Raw genomic sequence first — 23,923 nt, 5'->3', positions numbered from 1 at the left:
TTGGGAGTACGGCCTCATACCCCACCTTACGCCTCCGGCAACCTTTCTGCGCCCCGCCCTAAAGCTATTGCTCCGTGTTACGCACCTGAGTTAGTTGCTAAAGAACAGCAGTGAGACCTAAATCGGCATACGGCTGGCTGTCAGCCTCCTCGGAACAAACGGTGGATGTTGAAAGCCGACCAGAGCCACCACGTCCCATTGCGGAGAAGAAGAACAGCAGTGAGAAAGGAGCACCACTTGATCCAGCATTCCCCCTGGGCGCGACGGGCCTACGTTGTGAACCATGACCCTCTAGGTCCACCAACCGCGCGGTGATCGCAGGCGGGCGGCCTCTCGACATGCGCCGCCATCCCTGTCATCCCTCAACTTCTACTCCAGGCCAACGGCTTGGGGTGACTCCCTGGCGACATTCCTGAACATTCCCGCTGCATCCCTGGCTTGCGGGCCGGGAGCACTTCAGGAGGCCTCTATGGCTATTTCTCAGGGACAGATTGACCTTATTCAGAGGGCGCATGCCCTTGGTTGCCTCGATCCGGCTATTGCTGTTCACGCCGGGGTGAGCTTGTCAACCGTCAAGCGGTACAGGTCCAAACTCGGGCTGAAAACCAACTGCCCGACAGCCCTGCGCGGGGAAGAAGGCGAGCAGCTCACGTTCAATGAGGCCCGGCGACGCGGACTGGATGCGTACTGGCGCGCGATTCATAACGAGAAGCACGACCTCTTCATCAATGGGAGGAGAGTTGACGCCAAAGCCTCCATGCGGCTCGCCGACGGTTCCTGGCGCTTCCGGTTGCCTGCCGAGCGTTCGAGTTTCTACGGCGAGTATTTCTACGCAAAGGATTACGCCGCCGATTGCGAAGTGATCGCACTGGTGGCCCTCTACCCCGAGGGCCGTGCCCCCGACTTCTATCTGCTGGAGAGCCGCAACCTGCCCGCCGATGTCCGTATCCGTCTGGGTGGGCCGTCTGACGCCCTCAGGAACGACTGGTCCTTGCTGGAGTTCCCTGGACCGGGGCTACAAGCCTAAAGCCAGGCGCGGCCTGAATACAAAATCTTGACCCCTGACGCTCCCCCGGTTCTGGCCGGGGGCTTGTTTTTCACCCCTCTCGCGGCATTGCCGCCCCTCTAAGAGAAACCATGCTTCAGTTGGCCCCTTCCCTGCAGCCCTTCTTTCTGCCATCAGTCTTCCAGATCCCGTCCGAACCGCATACGCCGCGCCCCAACATCACGCCCCCGGCGTACAGGGACGCCCTCACAGCCAAGAGTCTCAACACATTGCCCACCCCGCGCCCGGCGCTCTATCCAAACCGGGAGCTCCGCTGCCGACACCGCAAGTTCTTCACCACACGCTGGGAGGATTTGCCCGTACCGGAGGTTCCCCGGTACCTGGTAGAGGGCCTTCTCCCAGCGGGGGCGCTTGTTGTGCTGTATGGCGAGTCCGGCCTGGGCAAGTCCACGGAGGCGCTCCGTTTAGCTAATGCGGTCGCCAACGGGGAATCCCTCCATGAGCGACCAACCCGGCAGGCGGACGTGCTGTACTTGGACTACGAGATGGGAGAGAGCCAGCTCCGCATGTTCGGCACTCGCCTTGGGCTGCGGGGATACATCCGGGCCATGCACGACATTCCCCTGAGCGACCTCAAGGCGATCATCCTGCAGGCAGTGGCTGACGAGTGCGGCCTCGTGATTATCGATTCCTACGCCTCGCTGGCCAATCAGACCGGCTCTGAAAATGCAGTGAACAGCAACGGGGTGGCCGAAGCGGTTCTCAAGCCCCTGGCAGACCTCGCGCACCAGACCGGTGTTACCATTGTCGTCCTGCACCACACCAACAAGACCAACATGCAGTATGACGGCAGCCAGCGCATCAAGGGGCTGTCCGACTTTATGCTGCGCCTGCACCTCGACCGGCGGCATGAGCAGCTCCGGCTTACGGCGGACAAGACTCGCTTCGACTTCGAGCCTCTCGCCTGGGATGCCGCCGGACACCCGAACCTCAAGGGCCGGACGGAGGCCAGTGAGGATGGGGAAGAGCCAGGGGACAAACAGCTCGACTGGTTGCTGGAACGCCTTTCTGCAGGTCCGCTCTTCTCGGAAGACTTCAGGGCGGACTTCACGGCGGAATTCGGCGTCCACGAGAAGACGCTGGAGCGCACCTTAAGCCGGGGCATAGACGCCGCGCTGATTCACAAGGAGAAGCAGGGGCGGAAGAGTCGGTTCAGTCTGGCGGCGGATCCTCAACCTCCTGCCGTTGAATGACGACAGACACTCCCCCCTTAACAACCCCCGTGTCTGTCGCGGTGGCGGAGCGACAAGACACCGAGCAGCCGGAAGGCTGTCGGTGCTCTTGTGCTCCACCCCCGGCCTGGCGTCTGAGTCGGCTTGGAGAGAGCCCAGGTGCTGTCCGTCTGGCTTGCCGGGATCCACCAGTCCTCCCGTGCCGCCCACGTCTACCTTCCCCCTGAGCCTGTGGTGCAAAGCTGCAGGCCGTTCCATTTCTGGAGAATTCTATGCTGACCACCCTGAACTTCAGCACCGTTGTCCGTCGCGCCCTGATTCCCGCTGTGCAAACGCTCCTGGCTCCCCTGCGCCGCCCGGCGGCCCCACCCCCACAGGTCTCCGAGTCCCCAGAGCAGCAGGTCCTGCAGTGGCGCCGGCGTTTGCTAAAAGCGCTGGTCACCAAGCTCCGCCTTCCCGACCAGGACTGCCAACTGCCGGAAGCCCTGAACCAGCCTGCTTACCTCACGCTCTTTGGCCGGGAGCTACGTATTGTTGCCCGGACGCCGCATGCGCGGGAAGATAACTTCAAGTTCTCGTTAGGGCACCATCCCCGGGTGGGGAATCCTGCTTACCTTCTGCTGTGTGTGGATGAAGGCGCGGACGCCGTCCATGTGCTGCTGCTGACGGACGAGAAGAGCATGAGTTACGTCCGGTTTACCCGCGCAGAGGCACGGCACCAGGCACTCGTGTCCTTTCCCCTGAGCGCATGATCACTGTCCAGTGCAGGAAGGCGCGCGCCCCACCAGGGGTTCCTGGGAAGTTTGGCCGCACGATGCGCAAGTGAGGCAGTCCGCACACGGGCGGCCCCTTACCCTGGGGGCATGCGCCATCTCGTCCCACTGGCCGCCGCCCTGACCAGCTCAGCGCTGGCGGCCCCCCTGATCGGCAGTTCCGCCTCCTTCGCCGCGTCCGGCTTCTGCAAGACCTATGCCTGCAAGCTCAGCATCAAGGATCCGCTGGGAGCAGACGTCAGCGAGTACCGGTACATCGTCAAGGGGGAGTTCCCCTTCGATCCAGCAGTTCCCATGGAGCCTACAGTCCTCTCCGTCGTCCGGCAGGGGGAGCGCGTGGTCTCCCTGGGCTACACCACGGGCGTGCAGGACACTCTTTTTGGTCCGGGCGAAACTTACACCGGCCTCATGATCAGCCGCCTGGTTGAGCTGGGGACTGGGAAGCGGCCCACACCAACCGTCCTGTTCCAGCTCAACACCAAGTGTGAGGAGGGGCGCGGGAAGGAAGTCTTCATCCCCTGGTCCTCGGGCGGCAAGACGTACAGGCTGTCCTGCACGCTTTCGCATGAGTACGTGAACGCCTGGCGCCTGAACTTCCGGGTGTACTAAGTGCTGCGCCCGCTTCCCCTGGTGATGGCCCTGGTGCTGGGGGTGAGCAGCAGTGCCGGTGCCCCTGCTCTCCTGCCGGTACAGCTTCAACTTTTCCCCCATGCGCCTATCGCGGCGAGCAAACCCAACGAGAAGTGTGACACGCCGATGTGCCTCTCGCTGCTCCAGGCGCTTGACGGTGCCCGCAGTCAGATCGACTTCGCCATCTACGGTCTGCGGGGGCAGGACGAGGTGCTCACCGCCCTCGTGCGCGCCCAGAAGCGCGGAGTCCGGGTTAGAGGTGTCGTGGATGCGGACGTGGACGGGAAGAACTATTACGCCGATACGCCCAAACTGCTCCAAGCCTTGCCCGGCGTGCGAACTGACCAGGCGGCTGATCGGCGCACCCTGGCCAGGCAGCAGGAGCAGGACGGTGGTAAGGCTAAGGCGAAGTGCGTGCGGCCTGAAGGGCACGAAGGCCCGCTCTCCTGTTACCGCGCCACTGTGGGCGGGGTGCGCTATGAACTCGGCCAGGCCAGCGAGGAGCCTATCGACTTTGAGGGCGACATCATGCACCACAAGTTCTTTGTCGTGGACCGCCAGATCGTGTGGACAGGCTCCGCAAACATCAGCGACAGCGACGTGGGCGGGTACAACGCGAACGTCGCGGCTCTCCTGCGGGGTTCGGCCCTGGCCCAGGCCTATATGCAAGAGTTCGAACAGATGTACGCGGGCCGCTTCCACCGCGAGAAAAAATCTCAGGTTCGGCCAGCTATACCCCTGGTACAGGGCGGCACGGCCACGGTGCTCTTCTCGCCACAGGACGGGGCGATGAAGGCCGTCGTGCAAACCCTGAATGGAGCCCGCCAGAACATCAACATCTCGGTTTTCTACCTCACCAACAAGCAGATCGCTACAGCGCTGCTGGAGGCCCGCCGCCGCAAGGTTCAGGTGCGGCTGATCCTCGACGCCACTGCTGCCCGCAACGAGTACACCAAGCACGAGCTGCTGCGGTCGGCAGGGGTGCAGGTCAAGGTCGAGAACTGGGGCGGGAAGATGCACGCCAAGGCGGCCAGCGTGGACGGCCGCCACCTGATCTTCGGCTCGATGAACTGGACCTCGGCCGGGGATCTACGCAACGACGAGAACACCCTGATCCTGCGGGACGTCCCCCAGCATGTCCGCACCTATGACGCCGCCTTCGAGGCGATGTGGCGAAGCATCTCCGATGAATGGCCCAAGGCCAACCCGCGCCCGGAAGGTACCGAGTCCGGTTACGCCTGCCGGGACGGCATCGACAACGACTATGACGGCCAGGTGGACGGCAAGGATGCCGATTGCCGCATGCCCCCTGCCCCCTCGGGACGCGCCGCGCCGCAGGGAATGAACTGCCCGCCGGGCTTCCCCATCAAGGGCAACGCGGGCAGCATGATCTATCACCTTCCTGGGGGCAACTTCTACGCGAAGACCCGCCCAGAGGACTGCTTCCGCACCATGCAGGAGGCCCGGCAGGCCGGATACCGGGGGAGCGCCCGATGAGTGCCACAAATACGGTCATGGCGGCCTGCTCCAGCCTCTACAGTGGAAACCATGAGGCCCTTGCTGGCAACCCTCCTTCTCACGCTCACAGCGTTTCCGACCCTGGCAGCCCGTGATGATGTCCAGGTCCCAGGAACGAAGACCTGGTACTGGTTTCACCGGGACGTGATGACCGACAACAACCTGAGCGAGATTTTTCTCGACGAGCAGTATACCCAGGGGACCTACCTCACCATGAAGTGCTGGGGTCCCAGAGGTTTCGATTTCTCCCTGACCACCAAGCACCAACTGCTCCCGGAGCAGGGCACGGAGGAGCTGGACCCGGACGATCTCTATCTCGTCAACTACCGCGTGGGCACGGGGCAGCAGGCGACCATTTACAGCCTCACCAGGGTGGGCGTTGAGAATCGGCTGAGGCGTGACTCCTTCAGCTTTGCGGACAGTGCCGCCAACGAGGCCATCGCGGTGGGCCTGGGGACGGGGCAAAAGGTGTTCATTCGCGTGCAGGCCAAGAGTCCCCAAGCTCCGGTGAAACAGACGCTGACCTTCACCTTCCTGCCCGCGGGTTTTGTCCAGGCGTTCAAGGCCATCGACTTCTGTGACCTGCGTTGACCATCTGGGGCTGTGCAGCCCCTGAGGAGAGCCATGATCCATACCCCTGTGAAACTGGCCCTGGCTGTGGCCGCGGCCCTGACCCTGACCACGGCCCGCGCGATTGACCGCGTGCCGGGAACCCAGACGTACTATTCTTTTAGCAAAGATCCCATCACGGACGTCAACACCAGCTTCGTCGCCCTCTATGAAGTCAACGACAGCACCGGCGAGACTTTTTTCGCCGTACGGTGCGCCAGCTTCGATCAGGCCGAACTCTGGGCTGGCTTGAATACCAAGAACACGTTGCTGAGTGAGCGGGACGCGGACCTGGGTGTGCGACCCGCCGTGACAGTGCGGCTGGGTAACGATCCCCCCATCGTGCTTCCGGACAGCGAGTTGACGACCGTGGTCAACTCCAGGGGCGACGTGAATCTGAAGGCTGTCGCTATCCACAGCGCGGCTGTCCGCCGGATCGTGAGTGGTCTGAACGCGGGCAAGCGCTTGGTGGTCCGCATCAACCGCCCGTCGGGTGGGCAGGCCCTGACCTACACCTTCTCGGCCAATGGGTTCCCGGCCGCCTGGGGCCAGGTGCGGGCCTGTGGAGGAGGTCCAGCCGCCACCAGCCGCCCGCCCTCCCCGCTCGCCATCACCCCCGCCGCTGGGGACGCGGCTCCCAGGTTCACCCGGTGGTATTTCACGACCTGCCGTGACGCCTCGAGCGGCACCGTGCGAACGGGCCTCCTGGCGGGCCGCGCCCACCTGTGCGACCTGGTGATCGAGACCCTACCGGACGGGGCACGTCCGGTCAGTGCCGAGTTCCGGTACGAGCTGGAGTACCGGGAGGGTGGCCGGACAGGAAAGCTCGCGCTCGACAGCGTGGATGCCTGGCCGCCCGCCGGGGGACCCGTCACGAAGTTTCGGCAGAGCGGCAACAGCCTGATCTTCACGCTGCCCCTGAACGTGCGCGCCCGGGCCGACCGGATATACACCAGCATCAACGTGATCGCCACCGTGAACTTCGACAACGGGAGCAGCAAGCGGATCTACGAACCGTTGCCGGTCAAGCCCGCGTACTGACCCTGTTTGACACCGTTGTTCCAGCAGAGCCTGGGCACTGGGCCTGCTGGGTGTTGCGCCTGACCGCAGATGCGGCTCCGGGCCTGGCTCCGGACTCTATGCTGGAACACACGATGTCCGCGAATACCTCTGAAGTCGAGCGCCGCCTCTGGGCTGCCGCCGATAACCTGCGCGCCAACTCCAAGCTCCGCAGCCACGAGTACAGCACGCCCGTTCTGGGCCTGATCTTCCTGGCCTACGCCGACCACCGCTTCCAGCAGGCGCAGGAGGAACTGGGGCCAGACGCCGACCCCATCGACTTCCAGGCCGAGGGCGTGATGTACCTGCCGGAGCAGGCCCGTTACCGCCGCCTGCTGGCCCTGCCTGACGGGGCGAACCTGGGACAGGCCATCAACGAGGCCATGAACGCCATCGAGGCCGAGAACGAGGATCTGAAGGGCGTCCTGCCCAAGATTTACAACCGCCTGGACAACAGCGTCCTCACGCCCCTCCTGAAGGCGTTCAACTTCGAGGAGATCGCCGCCGGGCTTCAGGGGGACGCCTTTGGCAAGGTGTACGAGTATTTCCTGGGCGAGTTTGCCAAGCGCGAGGGCCAACTGGGCGGCGAGTTCTACACCCCGACCAGCCTCGTCAAGCTGATGGTCGAGATCATGGAGCCGTTCCACGGGCGCATCTACGACCCGGCCTGCGGCTCGGGCGGCATGTTCGTCCAGTCGGCACGCTTTGTCACCGAGCACCAGAAGAATCCCACCGACGAGCTGAGCGTCTTCGGGCAGGAGAAGACCGCCGAGACTGTGCGACTGGCCCGCATGAACCTCGCCGTGCATGGCCTAAGCGGTGACATCAAACAGGGCAACACCTTCTACGAGGACATTCACGGCAGCCGGGGCAAGTTCGACTTCGCTCTCGCCAACCCGCCCTTCAACGTCAAGGGCGTCAAGAAGGACGACATCGCGGCCGACCCGCGCCTCCCCCACGGCATCCCCAGCACCGACAACGGCAACTACCTGTGGCTCCAGTACATCTCCAGCAGCCTGAACGCCAGGGGCCGCGCCGGGGTGGTCATGGCGAACAGCGCCAGCGACGCGCGCGGCAGCGAACAGCTCATCCGGCAGCGCATGATCCAGAGCGGCAACGTGGACATCATGCTCGCCACCAGCTCCAACCTCTTCTACACCGTCACCCTGCCCGCCACGCTCTGGTTCCTCGACAACGGCAAGCGCGGCACCGCACGCGAGGACAAGGTGCTGTTCATTGACGCCCGTAACACCTACCGCCAAGTGACCAAGGCTGTTCGCGAGCTGACCGACGAGCAGGTGGAGTTCCTGGCGAACATCGCCAACCTGTACCGGGGCGAGAAGCCGGAGTTCAGGCACGGCAGCCAGGAGAAGATCGAGGAACTGTTCCCCGGTGGCGTGTACCGCGACGTGCCGGGGCTGTGCAAGGTCGCCACGCGCGCCGAGATAGAGGCGCAGGGCTGGAGCCTGAACCCTGGCCGCTACGTGGGGGTGCAGGCCCGCGCCGCCGACGACTTCGACTTCAGCGTGCGCCTGAGCGAACTGAACGAGGAGCTGGAAACCCTGAACGCCGAAGCGCACGAGCTGGAGGAGAGGATTGGGGCGAACGTGCAGGCATTGCTGGAAGTTGGGGTTTCGGCGTGAACGTCTGGCCTGAAGTTGTACTGCGTGACCTCTGCTGGAAAGTGCAATATGGGTACACAGCGAGCGCGAGCAAGGCCGAGGTGGGCCCCAAGTTCCTCCGAATTACGGACATTGTGCCTGACCTCATTGATTGGGAGTCTGTGCCGTACTGCGAAGTGACGGAGAAAGAGCGGCAGAAATACCTCTTACAAGAGGGGGATATTGTCGTCGCCCGCACGGGCGCAACTACGGGCTGGGCGAAGCGTATAAAGAATGCTCCAGAGGCCGTTTTTGCATCCTACCTTGTGCGCCTACAACTGAGAAAAGACGTTGACGCTGGCTTTGTCGGTGCCGTGGTGGAGTCGGCCATGTACAAGGAGTTCATCCAGAAGCACATGGGCGGCGCGGCGCAGCCAAACGCCAATGCCCAAGTTCTGACCTCCTTTCCTCTGAGGCTCCCCCCCCTCCCCACCCAGCGGAAAATCGCCGCCATCCTCTCCGCCTACGATGACCTCATCGAGAACAACACGCGGCGCGTGCGGGTGCTGGAGGAGATGGCCCGCGCCCTGTACCGCGAGTGGTTCGTGGAGTTCCGCTTCCCCGGCTACGAGGGTGCCGAGTTCGTGGAAGACGAGCAGGGGCGGAGGCCGAAGGGGTGGGAGTGGGGGACATTCAGGGATGCAGCCGTCGTGTTCAGCACCTCGCTCAACCCTGGGAACTTCCCAGAAGAGGAGTTCGAGCATTTCAGCCTTCCCGCTTTTGATGCCGGGCAGCTTCCAGCCTTGGAGAACGGCTCTGAAATCAAGAGCAACAAGAACCGCATCCCCAAAGACTGCGTGCTTTTACCGAAGCTGAATCCCAAGATTCCCCGTGTTTGGCTGCCTCCCGCCTCAAAGGGGGGCCGCCAGATTGCCTCAACTGAGTTTTTACCCCTCCTTCCCAGCGAGGCTATTCCAAGCACTGGCTCTACAGTCTGTGTTCGGCTCCGGAATTTCTGGAGCGTCTGGCTTTGATGGCCTCCGGCACCTCAACGAGCCATCAGCGGGTTTCTCCAAAGGGGTTGGCAATTCTTCCATTGCTCCTTCCTCCGGCGTCGCTCGTTGAACGCTTTACAGACTTGGCTGCACCACTCATTGATTTAACCGTTGCCCTTCGCCAGCGCAACGCCAACCTTCGCCGCACCCGTGACCTGCTCCTGCCCCGGCTGGTGTCGGGCGAGCTGGACGTATCGGGGCTGGCGGTGCGGGGGCCGGGGCTGGAGGCCGAAGTTGCAGAGCGGCGAGAGGAGGCGGTGGCGTGAAGGCTGAAGCAGTGTCGCTCTTCCGTGTGTTGCAGGGGAGCAGCGGGCGGCAGTACGAGGTGCCGATCTACCAGCGGACGTATAGCTGGCAGCGCGAGCAGGTCGAGCGCCTGTGGGACGACGTGCTGGAGGCGGGAGCGCAGGGTCGGCCGCACTTCACCGGGTCGGTGGTGTACGTCACGACTTCGGACGACGACATGGCGGACGTGACCCAGGCCCTCCTGATTGACGGCCAGCAGCGGCTCACGACGACCACCCTGTTCCTGATCGCCCTGGTTCGCCGCCTCAAGGTGACGGGCGGCTTTAAGGTCGAGAAGGACGGCTCGACTGTCAACGTGTCTGCCGAGAGCATCCGCAAGAACCTGCTGGTGAACCCGGACGTGAGCGGGCGGCTCCATCACAAACTGGTTCTGACCAAGAGTGACCGTGAAACGCTGGCCCGCCTGCTCGACAGCCTGGAGGACGAGCACACGCCGCTCCCGCCCAAGCCCTCACCTCGCCTGTTGGACACCCTCGCCTTCTTCGAGGCGCAACTGGGCAAGCCAGGGGTGGACCTCGCGCAGGTCTACGCGGGGCTGCAACGGCTCCAGGTGGTCCGTATCGCCCTCAAGGACGGCGAGGATGACCCGCAGCTCATCTTCGACAGCATGAACAGCACGGGCCTGGACCTCTCGGAGGCAGACCGCATCCGGAACTACGTGCTGATGCGGATGGGTGGTAAGAAGCAGGAGAAGCAGCAAGAGAAGCTGTACCACGAGCACTGGTTCCAGATGGAGCGCCTGTTCGACGGCACCGAGCCGGGCGCCTTCGACCGCTTCATCCGCGACTTCCTGAGCCTGCGCAGCAAGACGCCCATTCCGGCCCGCCTGGGCGACGTGTACGTGGCGTTCAAGCGGTACGTGGAAAGGGACCTGGAGAAGGACCAGCAGGACATCCCCTTCCTGGTGCGCGAACTCCACCGCGCGGCGGGGTACTACGCGGCGCTGCTCGACCCCCAGAAGCACGAGGCGGATGCCGAGGTTCGCCGGGCGCTGCTGAGCCTGCGGGGGCTGGAGCTGGACGTGTGGTATCCGCTGGTGCTGGACGCCTACTCGGCGTGGAAGGCAGGCGACCTATACCGGGAGGAGTTCGTGGAGCTGCTGGGTACCCTGGAATCCTACCTTTACCGCCGCTGGGTGTGCGGGGTCGGTACGCAGGGCCTCAACAAGTTCTTCCCGGCACTGCCGGGGCAGCTGCGGGGGCAGCCGTACCTCCAGGCCTTCAAGGATCAGCTCTATGGGCAGCGGTCCTACCTGCGCTTCCCGTCCGATGAGGACTTCCGCCAGCAGATCATGATCCGGCCCATGTACACCCCGCGTCACCTGAGCCGCTACACACTGGGGCACCTGGAGAACCACGAGGACAAGGAGCCCATCAACCCCGGCGACTACACCATCGAACACGTCATGCCGCAGAACAAGGCGCTGGCGACCGAGTGGCGGGAGATGTTGGGCGAGCACTGGGCCGAGGTACAGGAGAGGTACTTGCACACCCTGGGCAACCTGACGCTGACGGGGTACAACCCCGAATACAGCGACCGCCCCTTCCTCGAAAAGCGGGACCTGCTCAAGGGCAAGGGGAAGGGCTTCAAGTCGAGCCACCTGCTCCTGAACCAGGAACTCGCCGAGTTGGACGAATGGAACGAGGGGCGCATCCGTGAGCGGGCCGAGCGCCTGGCCGACCGCGCCCTCAAGGTCTGGCCGATGGTGCAACCCAGCGAGGAGCTGCGCGAGCAGTTGAGCCAGCGTGTGGCTCCGGGTGTTCACGCCCTCGAAGATCATCTCCTGGGCCTGCCGCCTGCCCTGCGGGTTCTCGTGGACGACCTGCGCACGGAGCTGCTGGACTTGCACCCCAAGGTGCAGGAAGTGCCCACGAAGAAGTACATCGCCTTCAAGGTGGGCACGAACTTCTGCGACCTTGTCCCGCAGCCTGAACTGGGCTCGGTGAAGTGCTGGCTGAACATCCCCTTCGCCGACCTTGACGATCCCCACGGGCTTGCCCGCGATGTGACCGAGGTGGGGCATCACGGGAACGGTGATGCGGAAGTGGTCGTGCGTCCTGAAACTCCTTTGGATGCCTTCTTGGAGCTGGCCCAGCAAGCCCTGAATTACCAGCTCAACCGCTCGGTTTCTGGCAGCTCCTCGCCCTCCAGCCTGTCCAGCCTGGCCGCCTCGCTGGAACAACTCGCCTGGGTGGCTCGGGAGGCCCTGGAGACGTTTGAAAGCAGGCTCGTGGAGATCGATCCGTCACTCACCCGCACAGTGACGCAGAGTTACATGGGCTATGGGCGTCCAGTTGAGCTGGTCGTGCTGCTCCGCAGCGGCGCGGCTTTGGTTGAGGTGCAGCCCCGCGACCCGGACATCCTGCTCCCGGCTCTCTTCGAGGGCTGGGAGCCTCGGAGCAAGGATCGCTGGGCCTTCCCCCTGCGGACGGCGGAGGATGCCGAGCGCGCCCTTCCGCTCGTTCGGGCCGTGCATGAGCAGTTCCAGCAGGGCATCGCTTACCGCGAGCCACAGGTGCGCCAACTGGTCCAGGCCCTTCGCGCGGCGTTCACGGCTCAGGGGGTAGGTGTCAAGAGCTCCAAGGCGGCGGACTACTTCATGCTGGACGAGCGCGACTTGGCGAGGCTGTGGATCAACCGGGAGGGCGTGTATCTGGCTCTCCGGCACCCCTACGGGGAGTTGGAGAACCCACAGGGGCTGGGAGAGGCTCAGGTGGGCCAGCCGCTCTCGGGCTGGGAACCGGGCTACTTCAACGGCCGCTTCAGCCACCCGGATGAAGTCTCAGCCCTAGATCCCCTCCTTCGTCAGGCTGTGGAGGCGCACCGTGCATCTGTTCTCTGAAGACACCCTGGTTGAACAGACCGCGGTGGCGCTGCTGGGCCTCCTGGGCTGGCGCACTGTCAATGCGATGGAGGAGGACTACGGCCCGGCGAGCCTGCTGGGCCGGGACAGCCGCCGGGAGGTGATCCTGGAGCGTGAGCTGATGAACGCGCTGCGGAGCCTGAACCCCGACCTGCCCGAGGTGGCCCTGAGACAGGCCTTGGAGGCTGTGACGCTCGACCGCTCCGCAATGACGGTCGTGCGGGCCAACCGCGAGCTGTACGAGCTGCTCAAGTCCGGTGTGGCCGTGACGTTTGAGGGCGAGGATGGCGAACAGGTCATCGTGCGTGTGCGGGTGGTCGACTGGGACACGCCGGGAAATAACCGCTTCCTGGCCGTGCAGCAGCTCTGGGTGACCAGTCCGAACGGGCTGTACCTGCGCCGCCCGGACGTGGTGGGCTTCGTGAACGGCCTGCCGTGGGTGCTGATCGAGCTGAAGGCGGCCCACAAGAACCTAGTGGACGGCTTCAACGACAACCTGCGCGACTACCGCGGCACCATCCCGCAACTGTTCGTCCCGAACGCCTTCATCATCGTGTCCAACGGGCTGGAGGCCCGGGTAGGCAGCCTCACGGCGGGCTGGGAGCATTTCGTAGAGTGGAAGAAGGTCGAGCGCGAGGACGAACCCAAGCGCCCCGGTCTGGAGACGATGCTCCGGGGCATGGCCGTGCCGGGGCGACTGCTTGATCTCGTGGAGAACTTCATTCTCTACAACGAGGGAGACGGGCAGATCCTCAAGCTCCTCGCCAAGAACCACCAGTATCTCGGGGTGAACAGCGCCCTGCAGGCCCTGGAGCAGGCCAAGGCCAATGGGGGAAAGCTGGGCGTGTTCTGGCACACCCAGGGTTCCGGGAAGAGCTTCAGCATGGTGTTCTTCGCCCAGAAGGTGCTGCGCAAGGTGCCGGGCAACTGGAGCTTCGTGATCGTCACCGACCGGGAGGAACTCGACGGGCAAATCTACAAGACGTTCGCCCGCACGGGAGCTGTCACCGAGCCCGAAGCGCAGGTGCGGGCCGAGAGCGGCGCGGGGCTGCGGCAGCTCCTGCAGGCGGATCACCGTTACCTGTTCACCCTGATCCAGAAGTTCCGGACTGAGAAGGGCGAGGTGTACCCCACCCTCACTCTGCGAGATGACGTGATCGTCATGACGGACGAGGCGCACCGCAGCCAGTACGACGTCTTCGCGGGGAACATGCGGCAGGCGCTGCCCAATGCCGCGTTCATCGGCTTCACTGGCACCCCGCTCATGGTGAGGAGAAGACCCGGGAGGTTTTCGGGGACTACGTGTCCGTGTACAACTTCCGGGACGCCGTTGAGGACCGGGCCACTGTCCCCCTGTACTACGAGAACCGCACGCCGGAACTGGAACTCGCCAACGAGGACTTTCAGGGCGACATGGAATGCCTGCTTGATGAAGCCTCGGTGGACGAGGCGACCGAGAAGAGCCTGGAACGCTCCTTCGGGCGGCAGTACCAACTGATTACCCGGGACAGCCGCCTGGAGGAGATTGCCCGCGACATCGTGTCGCACTTCATGGGCCGCCTGCAGTTCGGCAAGGCGATGGTCGTCAGCGTGGACAAGTTGACTGCCGTACGGATGTACGACAAGGTGCAGCGCCACTGGCAGGACGAGATCGCCCGGCTGGAGGCCGAGCTGGCCCGCACCTCCGGCGACGCCCGCGACGCCCTCCTGGTCCGGTTGAAGTTCATGCGGGAGACCGACATGGCCGTGGTCGTATCGCAGGCCCAGAACGAGATTGCCGACTTCGCCGCGAAGGGCGTGGACATCCTGCCCCACCGCAAACGCGTGGTGGAAGAAGACCTGGAGACGAAGTTCAAGGATCCTCAGGACCGGCTGCGGATTGTTTTCGTCTGTGCCATGTGGATGACCGGCTTCGACGCACCCAGCGTGAGCACCATCTACCTCGACAAGCCCATGCGCAACCACACCCTGATGCAGACCATCGCGCGGGCCAACCGAGTGTGGGAGCAGAAGGTCAGCGGCCTGATCGTGGATTACATAGGCGTCTTTCGGGATCTGCAACGCGCCCTCGCCGTCTATGGGGCAGGGTCAGGGAGTGGCGTGGAGCTAGGCGAATCCCCGGTGCAGCCCAAGGAGGAACTGTTGGCTCATCTGCAGGCTCAGGCCGACAGCCTGCGCACCTTTTTACAGGCCCGAGGTATTGAACCCGGTGCGCTACTGTCTACCAGCGGCTTTGATCAGATGCAGTTGCTGGCGGACGCGCGGGATGCGCTGCTGGAATCCCAGGATGTCCAGAAGCACTTCCTGGATGGGGCGGCCGTGATTAACCGGTTGTACAAGGCCGTGCTGCCTGACCGGGCCGCCCAGGCTTTTACTCAGGAGCGTGCCCTGTACGTGGTGCTGGCTGAGATGCTGAGGGCCGTGACTGGAGGGGAGAATCCCCAGGACGCCGGGGTGATGGCAAGGGTCGAGGAACTCCTGGACGAGTCCGTGGTCGCCCAGCGGTACCGGGTACGGGAAGGCGGGCCGAAACTTGACCTCAGCCGCATCGACTTTGACCAACTGGCCCAGGCATTCCGGCAGAGCACCCACAAACGCACCGAAGCGGAGAAACTCAGGGCTCTGCTGACCGGGCGGGTGAACCAGCTCACCCGGCTGAACAAGACGCGGGTGAACTTCGCCGAGAAGCTCCAGGCCATGATCGAGGAATATAACCTTGGCTCGGCCAACATCGAGGGCTTCTTTCAGGAGCTGCTGCAATTCGGGCGTGACTTGGACGCCGAGGGGCAGCGGGCCGCCCGTGAGGGTCTGACGGAAGAGGAGCTGGCCATCTTCGACCTGGTCGTGCAGAGGGCACCCGAACTGAGCCGCCGGGATGAGAAGGCCGTCAAGGCGTTGGCCCGACAGCTCGTTGGAAAGCTCAAGACCAGCGCCCTGGTCCTGGACTGGCGAAAGAAACAGCAGACCCGCGCCCGCGTCCGGAAAGCGATTCGGGACGAGTTGCGGGCGTTGGGGGCGCAGGAAGGAGAACTGGGAGCGCTGCTGGGCAAGCTCTATGCCCACGTGTATGAAGCGTACAGCGATGCTGATACCTCGATCTACGCCTGACGCTTCTTCCTGGACTCCTGCCGGACGACATTCTGGTGAACACCACCCAGGACGACGCCTACGTGCTGGGCGTGCTGAGCCGCCGCATTCATGTGACGTGGGCACTGGCGCAGGGGAGCACGCTCGAAGACCGCCCGGTCTACGTCAAGACCCGCTGCTTCGGGACCTTCCCCTTCCCGGCGGCCACGTCCGAACAGCAGGCTGCCATCCGCGAGAAGGCCGAGGCACTGGATGCCCACCGCAAGACACGGCTGGTGCAGCACCCGGCGCTGACCATGACCACCATGTACAACGTGCTGGAGAAGCTGCGGGCGGCCACACCCCTCGACCCCAAGGAGCAGGTCATCCACGACCAGGGCCTGGTCACGACGCTGCGGGTGCTGCACGGCGAGCTGGACGCCCTAGTGCAGGCCGCCTACGGCTGGCCTCACCGACCAGGACGTGCTGCTGCGCCTGACGGAGCTGAATGCCCTGCGTGAGCAGGAAGAACGCCAGGGCCTGATCCGCTACCTGCGGCCTGAGTACCAGGACCCCAAGGGCACGGCCATGCGTGACCTGGGCCTGGACATGGCCACCGTGGCTGCGCAGGAGGCCGAGCGCCCCACCTACCCCCAGACGTCAGGCCCTTCAGTCGGCCCCTGCACCCCTCACGGCTCAGCAGGTCGCCCGCCTGTTCAAGGGTGCGCGCATGGCGTCAGTGGACGAGGTGCTGGAAACACTGGTGGCACTGGGTCAGGCCCGGCAGGTGGGCGACGCCAGTGTGGCCTACGCCGCGTAGCGGCCCCCGGGCGCAGCCCGCAAGGTCTACCAGCCGACGCTGCCAGGTGATAGGTCGGTGCGAGCTGTCGCTCGCGGGTCGCTTCGCTTCAGCAGCCAGGGTGAAGTCGGTTTCACCTTTTTGGCAATTTCCGGCCTAAACTGGCAGCATGATGGCTCACCTGGAACTGGACCGCTTCGGGCGCGTCCTGCTGCCCAAGAAGCTGCGCGACGCCCTGGGCCTGCAACCGGGCGAGCAGCTGGAAGTCGAGGTAGAAGCTGGCGTGCTGCACCTGCGTCCCCTGACCCGGCCCGTTCAGACCATCGAGCATCATGGCCGCCTGGTGCTGGACGGCCCCGGACTGATCAGCGGCGACCCCGTCGAGGACATGCGCGAGCAGCGCCTGGATGACCTGCTGGGGCGCTGGTAAGCGGGTGCTGACGGTCTTCGACACCAGCGCCATCGTGGCCGCCCTGACCCGCAACCACCCCCGCTTCCTCTGGGCCGACGAGCAGGTGACGGCTGCCGACCAGCCTGCCCTGTGTGCCCACAGCCTCGCGGAGAGCTACGCCGTGATGACCGGCCACCCCCAGCTCCGGTATCCCCCGGCGCAGGTGCGCGAAGTGCTGGAACGGCTAAGCCAGACCTGGACCGTGCTGCCGCTGACCCCTGCCGACTACCTGGACGCCGCGACGCGCTGCCGTGACCTGGGCCTTCAGGGCGGAGCCATCTACGACACCCTCATCGCGCAGGCAGCCCTGCGGGCCAGTGCGCAGGGGCTGGTCACCCTCAACGCGAAGCACTTCCGCCGCCTCGGGCCGGATGTCGAGGTCCTGGTCCGGTCGCCGGAAGTTTGACCTTCAGCCTTTGGACAGCCTTTCCAGCAACGCCGCGTAGTGCTGCTGGGCGAACGCGAGCGCCTGATCGTTGCTCATCCTCGGCTCCGGACGTACAACCTTGTCGGACTTCTTCGTCTGGGGCTTCGTCGGCTTGCTCATGGTCAAACTGTACGGCGTTCGCATGTAGGCAACTGCGATTCATGCCCGTGATGCCCCTGCCGGAATTCTGGACGTAGCCCCGCAACAGCGCCCGACAAGGTTGTCAGGACTCCCCCCCACTCCCCGGGGGGTGATGGCGAAGCGCCCTGGCGTGCCCTTTGTGCCGCCTCCTGCGGGTCAAAAAGGACAGCAGTGAGGGCCACCGACAGGCCCTAAGGAGGAAACACCATGACAACAACCAAGACCGACGTTTTCTACACCCTGCGGACCCTCAACGTCCGCCAGCGCCACATCATCCCTGGCGCACTCGTCTGCCTGCAGGTCGACGACGCCTTCAGCCCGATGCTGCGCTCCGAGGTCATCTGGGTGCGGGTGCAGGACTGCACGGACAGCGGGGTTTACCGGGGTCGCGTGATCACGGACGTGGAGCAGTTCGACGAGCTGGAGCGCGGCGATGACCTGTACTTCAGGCTGGAGCACGTGCTGTTCGTGCAGGGTGAAGGCGTCTCGGCGTGAGGGGGGAGCCGTGCTGCGGGCAGTTAAGACTCTCGAACGGACCGACGCCACCCTTAACATGCGCCCATGCCCAACCCTGCCGTTGCTTATTACCGGGTCAGCACCCAGAAGCAGGGCCAGAGCGGCCTCGGTCTGGAAGCCCAACAGGCTGCCGTGCTGGCCTACGCCCGCAGCAAGGACCTGACGGTGGCAGCCAACTTCACCGAGACAACCGTGCAGCATGATGATGCCCGGCAGCCCAGGCTACCCGTTTCGCCCAGGAGGACTGATGAATCCCACAGAGCAGCAGGAACTCAAAGACATCGAGAGCCGGTACACCAAGCACATGGCGTCCCATGCGGCCGCCCTGAAGACCATCATCGGCGAGATGACGGCACTTCGTACCCGCGTGCAGACGCGACTGAATGAGGTACCCGAAGAACCGGAGTTCGTTGACGACCCCGACGAGTTCGCTGAGGAGCGCATCAACCTCGAGGCGGTGATCGATGACCTCAGCAATGTTATTGACGAGCTCGGGGAGCAGCGTGAGGCTGACAGGGTGGACTTCAGCGTTCTGTATTGACGGTGCTCACTGTTGCTCCACCCTCCGTCACTGCTGGAACCAGCCTAGCCTGGAGCAGGTGGTACGCCCGTTCCAGCACGTGGCGGCGTTTGAGGGTGAGCTGCTTGCCTCCATGGGCCACCAGGACCCGGCGCAGCAGTGGCTCCGGGTTGCCATCCATGTCCAGCATCGGCTCAAGGCGCAGCATGTCATGCATCAGTGCGGCCAGTTCCAGGGGTGGGACGTCGGTCAGGTCCCGTGGCCCGCGCTCCCGCAGGCGGACTGCGGGTGTGCCAGCGAGGCGGACCACCTTCTCCACCTGGCCCGGCGTGCCCCACTCGTCGGTCTGCTCGAAGATTCCAGCACGCAGGCCCTTGGTCACGGCCTTGTTCAACTGGCTCTGCACCGCCTTGCCGTAATTCACACCGGCCGCCCGCGTGTAGGTCTGGTATGCCTGACGGCACAGCATCGGTCCCTCGGCGGCGATGATTTCCCTCAGTCCCTCAACCAGGGGGTCAAGGCTGTCCACGTCGCGGGGGTCCGGCAGGGTATGCGCGGACCAGTGGGTGTAGGCGGCGAGAGCAGGGCGGTGTGGCGCGTCCCCGAACAGTGCATCCACACTGTCCACCTCCTCCGTCATGCCAGAGGTGAGCGCGTCCGTGTGACTGGCCTCTTCCGTCAGGCTGCTCGCTTCCTCGGAGACCTGCAACTCTTCACCCGAGGGAACCAGGCCCGTGTCGTCGGGCAACGCTTCGTAGTTGCGGGGGTCGCCCTCCGGGAACACGCCGCGGGCGTCCAGCGTTCGCCAGAGGTCTTCCAGGGCCACCTCCGGGTCGCGGGCGTAGGTGCTGCCCCGAACACGCCAGAACTGCATCCCGGCACGCTCCAGAGTCTGCTGCCGGTGCAGGTCCTGGAGGTACCGCTCCGGTCCGTGCCAGTGGTCCCCGTCGCATTCCACTGCGAGGCGGCCACGCAGGCCCTCCACGACCAGGTCGACGCGGTAGCCGTTCATCTCGTACTGCGGAACCACGCAGTAGCCGCGCTCCACCAAGCTCAGGTACACGTCCACCTCGAACCAACTGTCAAAGGGGGCGGGCGCAGGATTCCTGCCCCGGCCGGGACGGGCCGCCTGCTCGCGCAGCTCCAGCACCCGCTGCCGGGCCAGGGGCTGGAACTGCTCCAGCTCCGGGGCGCGGACATGCCGGATCAGGGAAGCACGCAGGTCGTCCGGGTGCAGGTGTGGCAGGTCCACGCTGTGGAAGAGCCAGAGCTGGTCACGGGCACGGCTGACGGCCACGTTGTACCGCGGCTGGAACGTGCCGTCGTCGCGCGAGCGCAGGGTGGAACGCCGCCCCTCCGCCGGACTGTCCACCATGCTCAGGAAGATCACGTCCCGCTCGTCCCCCTGAAAGCTGTAGGCGTTGCCGCATACCAGGCGCCGCCGTTCCAGCTCGGCCTCGGGCACCTCTGCCCGCAGGAGCGCGGCAATCTCTTCGGCCTGCGAGTCACCCAGCAGGCTGATCACCCCGAAGGTCTTTCCGGCATAGCGGGGGGAGTTCAGGCAGGCCTTGATCTGATCCACGATGGCCCGCACCTCGGGCGGATTGACCTTGTCGCCCCGCTTGCTGAGGGTGTACCCGTTCTCGACGTGCCGGGCCACCAGGGGTTGCAGGCGGTCCGCCCCGAACTGCCGCAGCGCCATGAGAGGGTGGTTCTCGTAGCTCAGATCACTGGAGAACTTGATGATCTCGGGCATGCAGCGGAAGTGTTCGCGCAGGCTGATCATCGGTGGGTAGGTGTAGGCGCCGAAACTGAACAAACTGGCTTTGGGAGAGGAGATAATCCAACCCGCTGGAAAGTCGAAGAGGAAGCGGTGAGCTAGCGCACTGACCTGTGCGAGCTGGAGACCAACGCCTTCCGGCTCGATCTGCTTGTCGTCCCCGACGATGATGATCTTCTTGGCGATAAAGGCCAGGAACAGAGCTTCCGGTCCAGCCTGGCTGGCCTCGTCCACGATCACCACATCGAACATGCTAGGCTCCATAGGAAAGCTTTCCGCCACGAGGTGCAGGGGCATGATCCAGGCAGGGATAGCGGTACGAGCCTGCTCCAGCGCCTGACGGGCAAGGCGCCGATACAGATCGGCATTCTTGCCAGTTCCTTTGCCCAGTTTCTTCATGGCCTGTCGCCAGGCTTCCAAGCCTTGGAGTTCCTTGTTCTGAAGTCGATCTAACGTGTTCTTCCATGCATGGGTCGCGGCGAGGTCGCGCAGCGTGTCGCGGATGCGCTGGCGAGTGTGGACCAATTGCTCGCGGACGTCCACCTCGGTATCCGGGTTTGCAAGGTACGCGAGGCGGGCCTCTGCCTGCTGCCAGCGCCACGCGGCTTCTAGGTTCCCCAGGCGTTCGTCCCACGCGGTCTCACGGGCGCTGGCCGTCAGCTCGTCGGCGAAGGCAGGCGCGGCAGAACGCAGCTTCCCCAGCAAGTCTTCACGCCCGGCCAGCCGTTCGCGCCGGGCTGTCAGGTGCAGTAGGCGGGCGTGCGCCTGACCGTACGCGGCACTGTCGCGGGCCTGGGTGGCCTGGCGAAGTTCCTCTACGACGGGGTGGGCCTCCAGTGAGGTGAGCAGCACGTCCAGCCTGGGGAGCAGGTCCTCCAGCATCTTGCGGCGTGCCTGCGCGTCAAGCTCGGTGTCCGCTGCCTGCGCTGCCCGCACGAGTGCCCGCAGCTCGCCCGGCTCCCACCACTGGGGCTGGGGAAGGCCAGGGAGAGCCGCCACGGCCTGCCGGGCCTGATCCAACTGCTGCTTCAGGTTGCTCAGGGACTGAAGGAGCGCCTGCTGCTCGCCCCAGTACCTCACCCGCAGCTTCACGGGGCCGCTGGTCTGCACCTCTGCCGCCTGCCACACAGCCTCCAGCCGGGCAAGCCGCGACGTGAGGGCCAGGTATTCCAGCAGGTCCCGGAGTGCCTCCGGCGTTTCAGCGGGCCGCCCGCCCACGCGCACACTGTCCTTGAGGTAGAGCCTCCCTTTCACCGCCGCAGGCTTGCCGAACAGCCCACCCCACTTGCCGCCCCCCTCAAGGTGCGCCAGCACTGCCCCTGCGTCATTGCGGACCGTCTGCGGGTCCAGGCCCTCAAGCCCCGTCACGCCGGTCTGCTCCAGCCAGTCCGCGCGGCGCTGCAACTCGGGGAGCAACTCGGTGGTCCGGGACTGAATCTCCTCCCAGAGGCTCGTCTGGCCCTGGAGCAGCGCGGTGACAGCGCGGCCCAGCCAAATGCTGGGGTGACGTCGCCCGGTTTCCGCTGCAGCGTCCAGGGCCTGCACCGTAGCCAGGAGCGTCTGCCTGGCCTCCGGGGTGGCATCGCGCAGGATGGCGTAGTGGGGATGCGCCCGCGCCGCCTGATGCTCCTCGGCCCTGGCCTGGGATTCCCGCTCAGCCAGGGTGAAGCGCACGAACTCCTCCGGCGACACGAGCGCCGCCGTGTCCGGCCACTGCTGCCGCAGCTCCCCGATCTCGCCTTCCCCGAAGTCCCGCAAGAGGGCCAGCAGCCGCAGGGCCTCCGCATCCGTCAGGGGAGCAGGACGGTCGGGAGAGACCAGGTCGGCGATCCATGAGAAGGCCGCCTCCTGCTGCCGCAACTGCTCCCCGATCCGCTGCGCGGTGCCCTGATAGCCGAACAGGTCGAGGGTGTTCGTCTCGCGTTCCCGGATGTCGCGCAAGGTGTCCAGCAGCCGGTCTTCCTGCTGACGGTCGGTCTCCAGGCGCGCGGAGAGCAGTTCCAGGGTCTGCCGCTCCTTGCGGGCATCGCGGGTGGTGGAGCGCTCCAGAATCTGCTGGACGGACCCCTCCAGCATGGCCCTGGCCCCCTCCTCGCCCCGCAGGTGGGTCACGCACAGGGCCGCGAGTTCCGCCGGGAACTTGTCCCGCAGCACCTTCAGCGCCCGCGCCGTGTGGCTGGTCACCAGTACCCGCTGGTCGGTGGCCAGCAGGTGCGAGACGAGGTTCACGATGGTGTGCGACTTGCCCGTGCCGGGCGGCCCCTGAACCAGCACGCCCTGTTGGCGGCCCAGCCGCCGGATGATGTCGAGCTGCGCGTCGTTGGCGGGTAGCGGGAAGTACACCTCACCCGACTGGCCTGTACCTTCGCCCGCCGGGCGTTCCTCCGGGGTGCTGATGAATCCGGCGAGGTTCCTGGGCACACTGTCCAGCTCCGGCAGCTTGCGCAGGATATCCCCGTAGGCGGCGCCCAGGCTGCGCTCCCCCCGCCGCCGCAGGATCAGGGCGGGTGCCCAGTGGACCACGGGGTTCGACGTCACGCCGCCCGGCGAGAGGGGCGTCAGCTCTGGGACATAAACACCCCGCCCCTCCACGGCATTCACCCACTGTTGCAGGACCTTCGGCACCACGTTCTCGCTCCAGAGGTCCTCGCCGTCCTCCGCCAGCACCCTCTGGATTTCCTCGGTAACCTGGGTCAGGGGTCGCTGGTGCGGCTCCAGCATGTCCTGTTCCAGAGTGGTACGCGCCCCGTCACCCCCGGCAGTGACACTCAGCACGCCGTTCAGGGCATCGAAGGTCAGGTTGGCCTGGGCCGTGAGCAGGTGGCGGCGCACCTCCACGCCATCCGGCGTGCGCCACGCGAGGTACCCGAACCCCAGGCGCAGCTCGTACGTCTCCCCGAATGAGGCGAGCTTCTGGTGCATGTCGAACAGTTGCAGGTATTTCGCCTGCACGGTCCGTGCCCGCCGCTCCTCTGCCGCCCAGGTCTGCCAGCGCCGTTCGTAGTCCGTCCAGAGGGCCAGCACCTCTGGCTCCTGATCGAGGAACAGCGTGTCCTGGATGCGCTGCGGCAGCAGGTCATCGTCCAGGATCTGGGTCTCCACCACCCGCTGTGTGTGAACTGCCGGGGGCTTGTCCGCCTGATCCAGAGGTCCCTTCACCCAGGGCTCTAACAAGTCGGGCAGCGTTGGGGCGGGGTGCAGCTTCGGCTTGCGGATGACCAACCACTCGTCCGGCGTCCCCTCCCGAGCACTGAGCCGCGCGGCATGCTCGATCTCCTTCTCCTCCGGCAAGTTGCTGAACCACAGCAGGCTGTCGTTGTCACTGGTGCGCTGCGGTTTGAATTTCAGCGCCGTGAACTCCTGTAGGAACTGGAAGAGGCGGCGGGCGCGGTCCTGTGTTGCTGTCTCCATCGGGTACCTCAAGTGGAGAGCGGCCTGCTCCCCACGTCATCGCTCGGGTTGCGGTATAGCTGGTGCCGGGTGGGTGCCCACGCCCGCAGTAAGAGGGAACGCGCCATTGGCCCTAGCCTAGCCCACGCCCTCTGACGGCGGTGATACAGATGCCGCCTGT

19 protein-coding genes and 2 pseudogenes are annotated in these 23,923 nt (G+C 65.0%); 19 read left to right on the top strand and 2 right to left on the bottom strand.

All coding sequences use genetic code 11. The annotated features are described in order from the left end of the window. Positions 1–469 precede the first annotated feature (469 nt). From DEIPH_RS10750 to DEIPH_RS10685, 16 genes and pseudogenes are all read left to right on the top strand, one after another. Positions 470–1,027 carry a hypothetical protein gene (locus tag DEIPH_RS10750; protein ID WP_034357766.1) on the top strand — a complete coding sequence of 186 codons (558 nt, stop codon included), beginning with the start codon at positions 470–472 and terminating at the stop codon, positions 1,025–1,027. Positions 1,028–1,137: 110 nt separating this feature from the next. Then, a complete protein-coding gene (locus DEIPH_RS10745) occupies positions 1,138–2,259 on the top strand; it encodes an AAA family ATPase (RefSeq protein ID WP_034357764.1) in 1,122 nt (373 codons plus the stop codon). 251 nt (positions 2,260–2,510) lie between these two features. Further along, the gene (locus DEIPH_RS10740; protein ID WP_034357762.1) at positions 2,511–2,990 is read left to right on the top strand and encodes a hypothetical protein; all 480 of its coding nucleotides are present in this window, start codon (positions 2,511–2,513) and stop codon (positions 2,988–2,990) included. A gap of 111 nt (positions 2,991–3,101) precedes the next feature. Further along, on the top strand, positions 3,102–3,620 hold the full coding sequence (locus DEIPH_RS10735; RefSeq protein ID WP_034357760.1) for a hypothetical protein: 519 nt from the start codon (positions 3,102–3,104) through the stop codon (positions 3,618–3,620). Next, positions 3,621–5,138 carry a phospholipase D-like domain-containing protein gene (locus DEIPH_RS10730; protein ID WP_034357757.1) on the top strand — a complete coding sequence of 506 codons (1,518 nt, stop codon included), beginning with the start codon at positions 3,621–3,623 and terminating at the stop codon, positions 5,136–5,138. A 51-nt stretch (positions 5,139–5,189) separates the two neighbouring features. Further along, complete coding sequence (locus DEIPH_RS10725; RefSeq protein WP_152544903.1) at positions 5,190–5,750, top strand: hypothetical protein; 561 nt, start codon at positions 5,190–5,192, stop codon at positions 5,748–5,750. A 33-nt stretch (positions 5,751–5,783) separates the two neighbouring features. Then, complete coding sequence (locus tag DEIPH_RS19835) at positions 5,784–6,809, top strand: hypothetical protein (RefSeq protein WP_051517312.1); 1,026 nt, start codon at positions 5,784–5,786, stop codon at positions 6,807–6,809. Between the two features lie 113 nt (positions 6,810–6,922). Further along, positions 6,923–8,470 (top strand): type I restriction-modification system subunit M, encoded by a 1,548-nt coding sequence (locus DEIPH_RS10715; RefSeq protein ID WP_034357820.1) that lies wholly within the window; start codon positions 6,923–6,925, stop codon positions 8,468–8,470. Further along, on the top strand, positions 8,467–9,462 hold the full coding sequence (locus DEIPH_RS18805) for a restriction endonuclease subunit S (protein ID WP_161636061.1): 996 nt from the start codon (positions 8,467–8,469) through the stop codon (positions 9,460–9,462). Before DEIPH_RS10715 ends, DEIPH_RS18805 begins: the two co-directional genes overlap by 4 nt. A 104-nt stretch (positions 9,463–9,566) precedes the next feature. Continuing rightward, positions 9,567–9,749, top strand: a complete 183-nt coding sequence (locus tag DEIPH_RS19830) for a hypothetical protein (RefSeq protein ID WP_152544901.1) — start codon at positions 9,567–9,569, stop codon at positions 9,747–9,749. After that, entirely contained in the window at positions 9,746–12,631 is a 2,886-nt protein-coding gene (locus DEIPH_RS10705; RefSeq protein ID WP_051517310.1) for a DUF262 and DUF1524 domain-containing protein, read from the top strand. The genes DEIPH_RS19830 and DEIPH_RS10705 overlap by 4 nt, the downstream gene beginning before the upstream one ends. Continuing rightward, positions 12,615–14,029, top strand: a pseudogene (locus DEIPH_RS20640) (type I restriction endonuclease subunit R); the annotation flags it as partial. The gene DEIPH_RS10705 and the pseudogene DEIPH_RS20640, both read left to right, overlap by 17 nt. A gap of 36 nt (positions 14,030–14,065) precedes the next feature. After that, positions 14,066–15,760, top strand: a complete 1,695-nt coding sequence (locus DEIPH_RS20465) for a type I restriction enzyme endonuclease domain-containing protein (protein WP_407636509.1) — start codon at positions 14,066–14,068, stop codon at positions 15,758–15,760. Between the two features lie 35 nt (positions 15,761–15,795). Next, positions 15,796–16,239, top strand: a complete 444-nt coding sequence (locus DEIPH_RS10695) for a hypothetical protein (RefSeq protein WP_034357753.1) — start codon at positions 15,796–15,798, stop codon at positions 16,237–16,239. Between the two features lie 447 nt (positions 16,240–16,686). Then, positions 16,687–16,947 (top strand): AbrB/MazE/SpoVT family DNA-binding domain-containing protein, encoded by a 261-nt coding sequence (locus DEIPH_RS10690; RefSeq protein WP_200868173.1) that lies wholly within the window; start codon positions 16,687–16,689, stop codon positions 16,945–16,947. Then, positions 16,925–17,374, top strand: a complete 450-nt coding sequence (locus DEIPH_RS10685) for a type II toxin-antitoxin system VapC family toxin (protein ID WP_081790876.1) — start codon at positions 16,925–16,927, stop codon at positions 17,372–17,374. Before DEIPH_RS10690 ends, DEIPH_RS10685 begins: the two co-directional genes overlap by 23 nt. A 3-nt stretch (positions 17,375–17,377) precedes the next feature. Here DEIPH_RS10685 and DEIPH_RS20190 read toward each other — a convergent pair whose 3' ends face one another. Next, positions 17,378–17,515 (bottom strand): hypothetical protein, encoded by a 138-nt coding sequence (locus DEIPH_RS20190; RefSeq protein ID WP_161636060.1) that lies wholly within the window; start codon positions 17,513–17,515, stop codon positions 17,378–17,380. Positions 17,516–17,743: 228 nt separating this feature from the next. Here DEIPH_RS20190 and DEIPH_RS10680 point away from each other — a divergent pair, with 228 nt between their 5' ends. The 3 genes and pseudogenes from DEIPH_RS10680 to DEIPH_RS19825 all read left to right on the top strand — a co-directional run bounded on the left by DEIPH_RS10680 (position 17,744) and on the right by DEIPH_RS19825 (position 18,593). Beyond that, on the top strand, positions 17,744–18,031 hold the full coding sequence (locus DEIPH_RS10680) for a hypothetical protein (RefSeq protein WP_034357748.1): 288 nt from the start codon (positions 17,744–17,746) through the stop codon (positions 18,029–18,031). A gap of 66 nt (positions 18,032–18,097) precedes the next feature. Next, positions 18,098–18,235, top strand: a pseudogene (locus DEIPH_RS20805) (recombinase family protein); the annotation flags it as partial. Between the two features lie 64 nt (positions 18,236–18,299). Beyond that, complete coding sequence (locus tag DEIPH_RS19825; RefSeq protein WP_034357746.1) at positions 18,300–18,593, top strand: hypothetical protein; 294 nt, start codon at positions 18,300–18,302, stop codon at positions 18,591–18,593. Here DEIPH_RS19825 and DEIPH_RS10670 read toward each other — a convergent pair. After that, complete coding sequence (locus DEIPH_RS10670; RefSeq protein WP_034357744.1) at positions 18,577–23,763, bottom strand: AAA domain-containing protein; 5,187 nt, start codon at positions 23,761–23,763, stop codon at positions 18,577–18,579. The genes DEIPH_RS19825 and DEIPH_RS10670 overlap by 17 nt on opposite strands. Positions 23,764–23,923 lie beyond the last annotated feature (160 nt).

This window comes from Deinococcus phoenicis, assembly GCF_000599865.1.
Taxonomy (GTDB): Bacteria; Deinococcota; Deinococci; order Deinococcales; family Deinococcaceae; genus Deinococcus; species Deinococcus phoenicis.
Note: the sequence above shows the minus strand (reverse complement) of the source record. Positions and strands in the feature narration are given on the sequence as shown.

Excerpts from the sequence above, each read along its gene's own strand:
- DEIPH_RS10750 (WP_034357766.1), top strand. The coding sequence starts at position 470 with ATGGCTATTTCTCAGGGACAGATTGACCTTATTCAGAGGGCGCATGCC.
- DEIPH_RS10745 (WP_034357764.1), top strand. The coding sequence starts at position 1,138 with ATGCTTCAGTTGGCCCCTTCCCTGCAGCCCTTCTTTCTGCCATCAGTC.
- DEIPH_RS10740 (WP_034357762.1), top strand. The coding sequence starts at position 2,511 with ATGCTGACCACCCTGAACTTCAGCACCGTTGTCCGTCGCGCCCTGATT.
- DEIPH_RS10735 (WP_034357760.1), top strand. The coding sequence starts at position 3,102 with ATGCGCCATCTCGTCCCACTGGCCGCCGCCCTGACCAGCTCAGCGCTG.
- DEIPH_RS10725 (WP_152544903.1), top strand. The coding sequence starts at position 5,190 with ATGAGGCCCTTGCTGGCAACCCTCCTTCTCACGCTCACAGCGTTTCCG.
- DEIPH_RS19835 (WP_051517312.1), top strand. The coding sequence starts at position 5,784 with ATGATCCATACCCCTGTGAAACTGGCCCTGGCTGTGGCCGCGGCCCTG.
- DEIPH_RS10715 (WP_034357820.1), top strand. The coding sequence starts at position 6,923 with ATGTCCGCGAATACCTCTGAAGTCGAGCGCCGCCTCTGGGCTGCCGCC.
- DEIPH_RS20465 (WP_407636509.1), top strand. The coding sequence starts at position 14,066 with ATGGAATGCCTGCTTGATGAAGCCTCGGTGGACGAGGCGACCGAGAAG.
- DEIPH_RS10690 (WP_200868173.1), top strand. The coding sequence starts at position 16,687 with ATGATGGCTCACCTGGAACTGGACCGCTTCGGGCGCGTCCTGCTGCCC.
- DEIPH_RS10685 (WP_081790876.1), top strand. The coding sequence starts at position 16,925 with ATGACCTGCTGGGGCGCTGGTAAGCGGGTGCTGACGGTCTTCGACACC.
- DEIPH_RS20190 (WP_161636060.1), bottom strand. The coding sequence starts at position 17,515 with ATGAGCAAGCCGACGAAGCCCCAGACGAAGAAGTCCGACAAGGTTGTA.
- DEIPH_RS10680 (WP_034357748.1), top strand. The coding sequence starts at position 17,744 with ATGACAACAACCAAGACCGACGTTTTCTACACCCTGCGGACCCTCAAC.
- DEIPH_RS19825 (WP_034357746.1), top strand. The coding sequence starts at position 18,300 with ATGAATCCCACAGAGCAGCAGGAACTCAAAGACATCGAGAGCCGGTAC.
- DEIPH_RS10670 (WP_034357744.1), bottom strand. The coding sequence starts at position 23,763 with ATGGAGACAGCAACACAGGACCGCGCCCGCCGCCTCTTCCAGTTCCTA.